This is a genomic window from Lysinibacillus sp. 10T31 (genome assembly GCF_056394365.1).
On record NZ_JBFTHS010000010.1, the window covers coordinates 105,214 to 114,316 of the forward strand.

Sequence of the window (9,103 nt, forward strand, 5' to 3'; positions counted from 1 at the left end):
TACACTCCTTTTCTATTAAAATGGCACATCTTCATCATTGACATCTTTTTTCACTTCTACATTTGCGAATGGATCTTCGAATTCTGGTAAGTCTTCATCAGTATTTTCCACTTTCACGCTGCCATCTGGATTGACTGTATATGGTACACCTTCATGAACTTCATCCATGTTCATTTGACCGTCTGGAGCATCATTCTTCGGTTTACCTTCCATAACCTCTTTAGGAGTACCGTATTGATACGTTAGGTCTACCAAGAAGTACTGACCGTATTTGTTATACTTTTCGCTGATTTTATTCATAACAAGTGCTTCATTTTCTTTCGCTTCTGTTACGATTTCCTCAGCTTCTTCACGAGTATCTGCATACCATTGTTCTTTTTGATTGAGTAATTTTTTCAATGCAATTTCTCCTATCGAATAACTTTCTTTTGTTTGAAATCCACGAATATCACATTGTGGAAGGCCTGTGCATATGCCTGTTGAAGTTGTTTGAGCATGTTTGCCCTCCTAAGTTGTGATTTTAAATGTGGTACCACCTTCTGAAATCGGTACACTTGAAACTATTTGACCGTTGCTATCAACTACAACCTGTTTGCCATCTAACTCTTTGAGTTGTAGTTCCTTCTTAAAGTCGGTCCATTTCAAATCCTTTTTGACCTCCACACATTCATCAAAACCGTTTTGTTCTGCATACTCAATAATCTGTGGAAGGCTATCTTTTTCCGGCTTAACGATTGCTGGCTTACGAGTAGTAGATTGGATTTTACCGTTTGGTGTGCTAATCGATTTTTGTTTTGGATTTTCAGCTAAAACACGTACATGATAATCCGTTAGTAAATGTTCAAAGAAGCTATTATCACGTTCTGTTTTAGCACGTTCTGCTTTAATCCATTGTTCATACTTAGCGAAAAGTTCTTCCTTTTCTTGTAGTGCTTTATTGTTAATGGCAATTTTACGTAATGCCCAATCCGCTGAATCTAAACCATCGATTTTAAATTGCTCAACTACTTCTTCTTTTGTTAATTCAACCGAGCTGTCTTGTAACCGCTCATCTAATTGTTCAAGTTTGTTTGCTAACATTATTCAACACCTCCATAGATAGTGTTAGTGTCGTTAATGATTGTTCCGTATCTAGCAAATTCAGAATCAAAATCACAAGTTTCACCTAAAACACGAGGGGTAGCAATTACACGTGTTATGCCTCGATACTCTATTACCATGCCGTCAGTTCTACGATTTGGTTGCACAGCCTGTTCAAACTCACTCACATCAAGTTTTAGTGCTCGTCCTAGTGCAATGGCTTTGCCGATGTGTTCGTTGAATACGTCAGATGGATTGCATTTTGCGATACCTTTTTCAAAAATCTTGCCTGAGTCTTCACCTTTTACTAATACGACTATTGTTCGTTTTTCATTGTTAATAATAAATTCATTAACTGTGCATTTTTGTTGGTAAGTTTCGTTGCCAATTTCATTAACAGCCCAAGAAGATTGACGAGAACTCACTTTTTCAACAAACTTCTTCGCCTTCTCAATAATTGCAGCACGTTGTTGATTTGGTGTTAGTGGTTTTGTTTTGATTAGTTCGTAGACTGTTGTAACTTTTGGTGTTCTTTCCACTAGTGAGTTGTACAGACTAAATAAGTTAACGTTAAGACTGCCTGTACTTCCTTTTTTCACTTCGTATGGAATGTCTGAAAAAATATGATTACTGTCCGATTTACTAAAAATAACCACATCACCTTCTCGTGCTTCACGATCAACCTTGCGATATTGCTTACCTTCAAATTCGATAACGTCCTCCACAGTATTAGTTGTGGAAGGCTCACTAAGCGATGACAAATCTATATCTCGATGTCCACGTAATTCATGAACGATTAGCTTTAATTCAGCTACTTCTTGCTTTAATGGACGTAGTTCAGCCACTTCATTTTCTAGTGCTGTGATACGTTGGTTTTTTGTTTGTTTCGTTTCAACTAATTCAATATATTTGTATTCCCAATCGCAAATTGTGAAAGGATTAGAAAAGTTACCAGCAACTTTAATATGCTCTACTTCTAATTCAGACTTTTCATGAAAGGAAATAACTTCGTATTCTTTACCTGTTGTAATGCTATAATTACCGTTCTCAACTAATTTTCCACCATTTAAAATTCGAACCTTATCCCCAACATTAAACTTTGTCATTTCGCATCCTCCTGTGGTACAATACCATTGTCATTTTTAGTTTTTTCTTGCTCGCCATCGGTTGCCGCCTTTGACGAGTTTTTTTGTGCCTCTAATTGGGCATTCTGCGCTTCTTCGATGTCCTGCCAGTAATCTGATTCTCTGTCATATACATCAGCATGAGTGTATCCTGTACGGTTGTGCATTATTAACGCCCCCGTTTCTTATGCAATTGACGCTCAGCATAATCAAGTTGTCTCTGTAATTGCTTCATAGATGACTTAACACGACTCGCATAATTCATTTGATCTTTCCACTTCACTTTTGCAGCATCACGTTCTTGTTTTGTACGATGTAATGAAGTACTTAAATGTTTACATTTCGTTTCGGATTTTTCCAAAGCTTCACGCAACTGCTCATTTTCTTTTCGAGTTTCTATTAACAATTCATTAGCTTTAAATGCTGCTTTTTCAATAATTCCATAGCATTTATCGGTTTTTGTTAGTTCTATTTGTAACCTTTCAATCTCCTCTAAAAGAGCTGGTACACCTTCTATTACCACGGTGTTGTAAATATCGATTTCTCGCGTTATTAAGTCACCTGCATTTTCTCTGAAATCTTCCCAATTCATGTTGCTATATTCCTCTTTAATAGAATCAATCTGTTTTTGCCTCATCATTCATTCACCTCCCCTCAATTATCAGCAGCACGTTTAAGCGCCAATGTTTTTAGTAAAGTTGTATACATTGCATCCTCCAACGGTTGTCCTTCAACACTGTGGATGCCAAGTTTATTCAGTTGCTGTATTACTGCTTTGCGTTTCAATTGTTTCTGCATCGACATTTGCGTAATAGCCCTCCGTGTATGCTTTGACTTCTTCTACTGCGTCAATCCATCCTAATACACGTTGTTGTTGAAGCTTGTACTCTCGTTGCTTTTTTGATAGATGACTATCAAATGGTAGATCCGGCTCGCTTTCCATAGCATCAATCGCTATATTTGTTAGTTCAATATTTTCATGCTCAAGCATTTGTTCAAGATGCTCAATAAGTCTGTTGTTGCCTTCCACAATTCTTGCTTCAAGCTCTGGATATTCCAACGCTCCATCTAAGTCTTCTATTGCAAGATGTGGTGTTGTATCGTATTGGTTTTGTGATTTATCCACAAATCGAGTTTCATGACCATTTTCGTCTTTTGCATAAACTGATAGAACTTTACCTGTTTCACGATAATGAATTGATAGAACTGATAACTTCGTACCTTTTACGTTTAATACTGCTTTCATTTATATTCCTCCTTATATTTCCTTTCTGTTACAATATTGGTAGAAAGGTGGTGTTGAAATGGCTATAGAAACACATGAAAATAAATACTTAAAAAATTGTTTGAGATGCAATCATGAAATTACCGATTTAACTGAAGATCATATTTATTGCACTCAATGTGGTTCACCTATTCGCAATGAATGTACTGGAACTTCTGCATTTGCTACTGACATTAATGAACCTGTAGAGCATGACTTTAAAGAAGAAGAAGTATTCATTCTCGAACCTGACGCTGCATATTGTCCAAAATGCGCTTCACCATCACTCTTCAATCAAGAACAATTAATTGAAGTGAGGTTTGCAAAGCTTGAATTAGTTAAACAAACTGGATTTAAGATTAGTGATGAAATTCCGTTTTAATAACAGCATTTTTCAATTCGAGTTTTGACCCACAACGTGTGCAATATAGAGCATCTTCTATATGAAGTTCTTTACTGCACACGTTGCATTTACATTGCATTGATTCTACTGGCATTAGTTTTCGTTTTGTGTCATCCACACTTTTCACTCTCCCTTCATAGTTTGATAGATTTACTTTTGACGTGCTGCTGATGATTTCTCAAATGCCTTACGAATTTTAGCTGCTTTAACCTCAACCGGTAATGCCAGCCACTCTGCTACTTTGATTTTCATTTTGTTCACCTACCCTTTAAATATTTTGTAAAAGTTATCTTCCAAAAACTGAGACATCTTAGAAGCTAAGAAGCTCCATTTTTCGCCTTTCGCTTTCGGATAATAAACAAATCCACCTTGTGAAACATCCAACTGTCTTTTGAAATTTTGTGGGTATAATATATTTTCTTTAATCCATACTTGCTTTTTGCCAATTTGATTTTCCAAATCACTCATTGTCCAATAGACACCTTGTAATGAATTGGATTGCAATTCCTCGTATTCAACTTTAGAAATTAATATTTGATCTGTTGGAATGTTGATAAATATTTCTGCTTTAATAGCTTGTTGCATTCAATTCACTCCAATCGCAAAGCTAGTTGCCCATCATGTAAGAATTTATTAATAAAGAACATCAATCCTTTACCTGTAACAACTACTTGCCTATTAACTTTTAACTCGCCTTCTGAATCGAAATACTGTTGAGCGTGTATTTTCATCAACCCTTGATTCAGTGATTTTTGAGTAGGTAAGTTGTACTCTCTACCATTACGGCTGACTAAATAACCTTGTCCGCGTAACCATTTGAATAATCTGTCACGACCAATATTTACACCGTTTTGTCGCATGTACTTTGCAGCACCTTCAATTAAAAGTCCTTCATCACTTGTGGTGATTGCATTAGCTAGAACAACTTTTTCACGATCGTTTTCTATTTGCTGTTTGAGTTGTTCATTTTCTTCCACATATCCAGCAAGGTGTTGCAATGCTTCTTTGTAATTCGCCGGTAATCCGAACTGTTTAATAAGTTGCTCTTTTGTTAGTGCTGATGATAAACGGTAATATTCGTCAACAAGTAACTCATACGCTTCCCATGCTCTATCTGTGTTTAATGATTTAGCATGAAGCCATGCACCTTTTTCTGTCCACAAATAGAGTTTGTTAATATTTTGCGAAAGGCCAATTTGTCCTTTTGCCCTAAAGTCTCGTAATTCCTGACCTTCTAATAAAATGAAATGCTTTCCTTCTGTATAACGTCCTTTGTTTCGATTAAAATTTTTCACAATACGTTCTGTATCTGCACCATAATTTTCAGCAAGTTGTGCTGTTGTTAAAACTCGATTACCACGAAGTTCTATAACTACTAAATTCATTTGCTACATCTCCTCAAAGAGTTCATTCCACGGAACCCCTAATTCTTCACCTAATAACTTTGCTTCCGAAATAGTAAAATCCATTTCTTGTCTTTCCTTCAACCCGTATGTGACACGATGAATATTTAGCTTTTTTGCTAATTCACTTTGGGTTATTTTTTCTTTTTTTCGAATAGCCATTAGACGGCAGTACATATTATCCACCTCATTCCGATTCTAAACACAATATTTTTTATCAACAGACATATTGATTGATAAATATTTTATCAAAAATGATAAAAAAAATTGACATTAGACAATTTATCTTTTATATTGTTTATAGATAAAAAAATTATCAACCAAGTTTTGTAAGTGGTCAGGAAATAATTCTTCTACTGGTTTTATAGTAAATACTAATTTTGAACATTTAGTCCCTGCCAGGTAAAAATGTTTCATTTTCAATAATTCTAAAATAAACAGTAGAGATTCAAAAATCTTGTGATACATCCTTTAGTGTTCATTTAGACTTTCTGCATGCAGAAAGAACACTTCTTTTGTTTTAAATATGTGTCACCTCTCTTATGTATCTCCGATTATATATGATAATTTTTTTATCGTCAACAAAAATATTGATAAAATTTTTATCAAAGGAGTTTTTTATATGACATTAAGCGAAAGATTAGTATCTTTACGCGAAAGCAAAGGTCTTACTCAAGTAGATGTTTCAGAGAAATTAGGAATAAAAAGAGCTAGATATAATGCATGGGAGCAAGGTTTATCTCAACCAAATATTGAAATGCTTAAATCTATCGCTGGACTTTATAATATATCAACTGATTATTTAGTAGGAAAAAGTGAAATGGTTAATGCAGAAATTGAACGCATGTCTATAGATTCTGACATTAGAGTTATTCAACGTGCTGCATTAGAAATGACACCTGAACAAAGAGAGAAAGCAATAGAAATGTGGGATGTTCTATTTAAAGACGTTATTTCAAACGCTAAGAAGCAAGAAGGTGTAAATAACTTTGACAAAAACAGAGAAGAAGATTGATTTTGAAAAGGCAAAAAGAACCGCAACTAATCTCTTAGAAATTCATGAAGTTTATGAATTCCCGATTAACCTTTTTTCGGTATTTGATGAATACGATAATCTTACTGTAGTTACTTATAAGGAAATTATGGATAATTGCGGATTAACTAGGCAACAAGTTATTGATAATTGTAAAAGTGCAGAAGGAGCACTTAGCTATAATGTAAAGTTGGACGAGTATATACTCGCCTATAATGAACAAATAACTAATACAAGACCAAGAGAGATGATTTATTGGACCTTGTGCCATGAGTTTGGACACTACATTCTGCAGCATAATAAAGAAAAAGGTGTTGAAATGATAAGCAGAAGGGTATTAGAATCCACTGATAGAGACCCTTATGAAACAGAAGCTAATTTTTTTGCACGTTTTTTCCTTACACCTCCATCAATTATTGCTGCAACCAACATGAATGATGCTAATAAGATTTCTTCATATTTCGGTGTTTCATATACTTCTGCAAATATTACAAGAAAATATATCGCTGACAGTATGAAAAAAGGAATAATATTCAATATCCCGGACATTTTAAAGTCATGTTACACAAAATTCATCCAACGCATTAATTTCGGAAAAACTTGTATTAAATGTAATAGTTATTTTGAAATCAAAAATATCAAAAATTGTTCAATTTGTAATGGAACAGTCTTCAATAAATATAAAAAAGGGGATAATCCAATGACTAAATATATTGGAATTGAAGTAGATCATACTGGGAGAGCTAAAATTTGTCCATGTTGTCAAAATGAAGATTTAGATTATGATGGAAATTTTTGCAATGTTTGTTCTACATATTTAGTTAATGAATGTACAGATATATATGACGATGACCCATTTGGAAATCAAGAAATTCTAGTAGAATCTTGTGGAACAAAATTATCAGGAAATGCCCGTTATTGTCATAAATGTGGGAATCCTTCTAGGTTTATGAATGCTGGTCATTTAAGAGCATGGAATTACACCCCGATAGAGATAGACGAATTAGACGAATTACCATTCTAAATACATAGAGGGCAGGCTATTTTGCTTGCTCTTTTCTTTTACAAAAGAAAGGAGAATTTATTTGGCTAGTATCACAAAACGCGGTAGCACATGGCAGTATATGATTAATCACTACGTGGATGGCAAAAGAAAGCCTATTTCAAAAGGTGGTTTTGCTACTAAAAAAGAAGCGCAAATAGCTGCTGCGGAAATAGAATTGTTATTAAAAAAGGGCAATCAAGTAATTGTAAAAGAAAAATCATTTGCTGAATACTTTAATGAATGGGTTGAGTTGTATAAATCCAACAAACACATTAATACCTATAACCGTTATTCAAATTCTGTTGAACGTGTTAAGGAATATTTCAAAGATAAACCTATTCAAAAAATATCTCGGGCAGATTACCAAATGTTTTTAAATGAATATGGTAAAGGTAAATCAAAGGAGACTGTTAGAAAGCTTAATACACACATAAGAGCGTGTGTAAGGGATGCAATTGAGGAAGGATATATAACAATAGACTTCACTCGCAAGGTGGAATTAAACGCTACAAATAACGCTAAAAAGAGTGAAGATAAGCACTTGAATTATCAAGATAGTGTTAAATTGTACGATGAATTATTTAATCGGTTATCGCCCTCCACAAGTACTTATCATTTAATTTTATTAGGTCTTGTATCAGGACTACGGTTTGGGGAGTTAACTGGACTAACAACAGATTGCTTTGATTTTAAAAAGAATGAACTAAAAGTATACAGGGCATGGGATTATAAAAGAGGGACTGGATTTGGTCCATTAAAAAACGAACAATCTGAAAGAAAAATTTCTGTTGATAAGAAAGTTATGAATGAATTCAAGAAATTAATATTAGCTGTACCTGAAAATGAAAATAACTTAGTTTTCTATAGACAATCAGTCATTAAAACAGTAACAAATGAAGGGGCTAATAAATTATTACGAAAAACATTGGACGCATTGGAAGTAGAACATATTTCAATACATGGTTTACGACATACTCACGCCAGCGTTTTGATATATAAAGGGGCTAATATACATTCCGTTTCAAAACGCTTAGGACATTCTGATATTCAAACAACACTTGACCATTATTCGCATGTATTAAAAGAGATGGAAGAACGAGATGAAGAAATAGCAATCAATGTTTATTCATCTTAATTTTTTGTTTACTGTGTTTACATTTTGTTTACCTAAAATAGATTTTATATGTTATTCAATGCGATTTTCAATATTTATCAAAGAATGAAAAAACGCTCAAAACCTTGTATTCATAAGGCTTTAAGCGTTTTTCTTTTTGGTTGAAAATCAACCTTTATTTTGTTATAGACGTCCCAGGAGGGATTCGAACCCCCGACCGACGGCTTAGAAGGCCGTTGCTCTATCCTGCTGAGCTACTGAGACATGATGTTATTTTTTATGTAGTCCATATCAAGGACAATATTTATTATATGTCCTTTATATCATAATGTCAACATTAATTTTACTATGAAGGCAAGGTTTGCCTCATATTAATATTATATGATTTCCTGTACACCATTATGCCCTCCTCATCTCTACTTTTGCTAAAATAATGAAAAGCAAAAAAACTGGAGGAAGCTATTATGTTTAAAGATTTAGTAGTCGTCTTGAGACTCCCACCCCTAAAGGGACAAGCTGACTAATGTCAGTGGGATTCCTGAGTAACTATGCGTTCGCAGTCCATTTCTGTTTTGAACAGTTCTCAAGATTGGGGTATCCCATTACCCCTCCCTATCCAGTGCATATAGCAGATAGG

The 9,103-nt window shown here is 34.3% G+C and carries 13 protein-coding genes and 1 tRNA gene; 4 read left to right on the forward strand and 10 right to left on the reverse strand.

Annotation, left to right across the window (positions count from 1 at the left end; genetic code table 11):
• Nucleotides 1–15 precede the first annotated feature (15 nt).
• From AC1DCY_RS08240 to AC1DCY_RS08265, 6 genes are all read right to left on the reverse strand, one after another.
• Entirely contained in the window at nucleotides 16–399 is a 384-nt protein-coding gene (locus tag AC1DCY_RS08240) for an organic solvent tolerance protein OstA (protein WP_477349105.1), read from the reverse strand.
• Between the two features lie 108 nt (nucleotides 400–507).
• On the reverse strand, nucleotides 508–1,080 hold the full coding sequence (locus tag AC1DCY_RS08245) for a host-nuclease inhibitor Gam family protein (RefSeq protein WP_477349107.1): 573 nt from the start codon (nucleotides 1,078–1,080) through the stop codon (nucleotides 508–510).
• Nucleotides 1,080–2,186, reverse strand: a complete 1,107-nt coding sequence (locus tag AC1DCY_RS08250; RefSeq protein ID WP_477349108.1) for a hypothetical protein — start codon at nucleotides 2,184–2,186, stop codon at nucleotides 1,080–1,082. The genes AC1DCY_RS08245 and AC1DCY_RS08250 overlap by 1 nt, the downstream gene beginning before the upstream one ends.
• Entirely contained in the window at nucleotides 2,183–2,371 is a 189-nt protein-coding gene (locus tag AC1DCY_RS08255) for a hypothetical protein (protein WP_477349110.1), read from the reverse strand. Before AC1DCY_RS08255 ends, AC1DCY_RS08250 begins: the two co-directional genes overlap by 4 nt.
• Nucleotides 2,372–2,373: 2 nt before the next feature.
• Entirely contained in the window at nucleotides 2,374–2,844 is a 471-nt protein-coding gene (locus AC1DCY_RS08260; RefSeq protein WP_477349112.1) for a hypothetical protein, read from the reverse strand.
• A 111-nt stretch (nucleotides 2,845–2,955) separates the two neighbouring features.
• A complete protein-coding gene (locus AC1DCY_RS08265; RefSeq protein WP_477349114.1) occupies nucleotides 2,956–3,450 on the reverse strand; it encodes a hypothetical protein in 495 nt (164 codons plus the stop codon).
• Nucleotides 3,451–3,508: 58 nt separating this feature from the next.
• On the opposite strand from AC1DCY_RS08265, the gene AC1DCY_RS08270 reads away from it, so the two are divergent.
• A complete protein-coding gene (locus AC1DCY_RS08270) occupies nucleotides 3,509–3,850 on the forward strand; it encodes a hypothetical protein (RefSeq protein WP_477349116.1) in 342 nt (113 codons plus the stop codon).
• 282 nt (nucleotides 3,851–4,132) lie between these two features.
• On the opposite strand, the gene AC1DCY_RS08275 is transcribed toward AC1DCY_RS08270, so the two are convergent.
• From AC1DCY_RS08275 to AC1DCY_RS08285, 3 genes are read right to left on the reverse strand one after another with little or no spacing between them, the layout of a single operon-like run.
• Nucleotides 4,133–4,456 (reverse strand): DUF771 domain-containing protein, encoded by a 324-nt coding sequence (locus AC1DCY_RS08275; RefSeq protein WP_477349118.1) that lies wholly within the window; start codon nucleotides 4,454–4,456, stop codon nucleotides 4,133–4,135.
• A 5-nt stretch (nucleotides 4,457–4,461) separates the two neighbouring features.
• Nucleotides 4,462–5,256 carry a phage antirepressor KilAC domain-containing protein gene (locus AC1DCY_RS08280; RefSeq protein ID WP_477349120.1) on the reverse strand — a complete coding sequence of 265 codons (795 nt, stop codon included), beginning with the start codon at nucleotides 5,254–5,256 and terminating at the stop codon, nucleotides 4,462–4,464.
• Between the two features lie 3 nt (nucleotides 5,257–5,259).
• On the reverse strand, nucleotides 5,260–5,451 hold the full coding sequence (locus AC1DCY_RS08285) for a helix-turn-helix transcriptional regulator (protein WP_477349122.1): 192 nt from the start codon (nucleotides 5,449–5,451) through the stop codon (nucleotides 5,260–5,262).
• Nucleotides 5,452–5,896: 445 nt separating this feature from the next.
• Here AC1DCY_RS08285 and AC1DCY_RS08290 point away from each other — a divergent pair, with 445 nt between their 5' ends.
• From AC1DCY_RS08290 to AC1DCY_RS08300, 3 genes are all read left to right on the forward strand, one after another.
• Entirely contained in the window at nucleotides 5,897–6,289 is a 393-nt protein-coding gene (locus AC1DCY_RS08290; RefSeq protein WP_432702647.1) for a helix-turn-helix domain-containing protein, read from the forward strand.
• Nucleotides 6,264–7,331: an ImmA/IrrE family metallo-endopeptidase gene (locus tag AC1DCY_RS08295; protein WP_477349124.1), complete on the forward strand. Its 1,068-nt coding sequence runs from the start codon at nucleotides 6,264–6,266 to the stop codon at nucleotides 7,329–7,331. The genes AC1DCY_RS08290 and AC1DCY_RS08295 overlap by 26 nt, the downstream gene beginning before the upstream one ends.
• 61 nt (nucleotides 7,332–7,392) lie before the next feature.
• Nucleotides 7,393–8,487 (forward strand): site-specific integrase, encoded by a 1,095-nt coding sequence (locus AC1DCY_RS08300; protein ID WP_477349126.1) that lies wholly within the window; start codon nucleotides 7,393–7,395, stop codon nucleotides 8,485–8,487.
• A gap of 169 nt (nucleotides 8,488–8,656) precedes the next feature.
• On the opposite strand, the gene AC1DCY_RS08305 is transcribed toward AC1DCY_RS08300, so the two are convergent.
• Nucleotides 8,657–8,730, reverse strand: a tRNA-Arg gene (locus AC1DCY_RS08305).
• Nucleotides 8,731–9,103: the final 373 nt, after the last annotated feature.